Annotated in this window: 1 pseudogene; it reads right to left on the bottom strand. The window is 46.2% G+C overall.

Annotated features, from left to right (window positions below):
- Nucleotides 1-1,028: pseudogene (locus C8P65_RS12145) on the bottom strand (gliding motility-associated C-terminal domain-containing protein); the annotation flags it as partial.

Genomic DNA, 1,028 nt, shown 5'->3' with positions numbered 1-1,028 from the left:
CCACCTACCGTTACATTTCCTGTCGATGGGTCTAATACCGGTGCGTTTGGCGTTGTAGGCGTATGGGTTACATTGATAGTTACATTACCGCCTACTCCTGTTGTAGCCGACTGAGTACCTACCCTATCGTTAGTAAGTACATTACCGATAACTCCTGGTACTACTGTAGCTGTAGTAGTACTTGCTGTAAAGCCATCTGGTACTACTGTCGGAGTTACATTACCTACTACTACTGTTGTCACTCCTGTAGTGCAGTTAGTAGGAGTAGCAGTTGTACATACTATATAGCTGATAGTATAAGTGCCACTTGGTGTTGTCGGTGGTACTGTTACTATACCTGTCGCCGGATTAAGCGTTGGTACTGGGGCTCCTGGTGTTTGTGGCGTTGGGTTCGTTACATTAGTAATCGTTACTGTGCCGCCTACTCCTACCGTTGCCGATTGGGTGCCGCCATTTACTGTAGCTCCATCTAGTATATTACGAGTCGTAGTAGTCGTACCACTGTGCGTAATTGTAGTATTAGGCACGTATGGTTTAAGCTGTGGCACTGTTACAGTTACGGTTGCTGGAGTACAAGCTGCTCCACTGCATACTTGATAACTGATTGTATAAACTCCTGCTGGGGTATTACCTCCTACTGTTACATTTCCTGTCGATGGGTCTAATACCGGTGCATTTGGCGTTGTCGGCGTATGGGTTACATTGATAGTTACATTGCCGCCTACTCCTACCGTAGCCGATTGAGTGCCTACCCTATCGTTAGTAAGTACATTACCAATAACTCCTGGTACTACTGTAGCTGTAGTAGTGCTAGCTGTAAAGGCTTCTGGTACTACTGTCGGAGTTACATTGCTTACTACTACTGTAGTTACTCCTGTAGTGCAGTTAGTAGGAGTAGCGGTTGTACATACTGTATAGCTGATAGTATAAGTGCCACTTGGCGTTGTCGGTGGTACTGTTACTATACCTGTCGATGGATTAAGCGTTGGCACTGGGGCTCCTGGTGTTTGTGGCGTTGGGTTCGTTAC

Origin of the sequence: Capnocytophaga leadbetteri (assembly GCF_003054025.1) — a bacterium.
Classification (GTDB): domain Bacteria; phylum Bacteroidota; class Bacteroidia; order Flavobacteriales; family Flavobacteriaceae; genus Capnocytophaga; species Capnocytophaga leadbetteri.
Note: the sequence above shows the minus strand (reverse complement) of the source record. Positions and strands in the feature narration are given on the sequence as shown.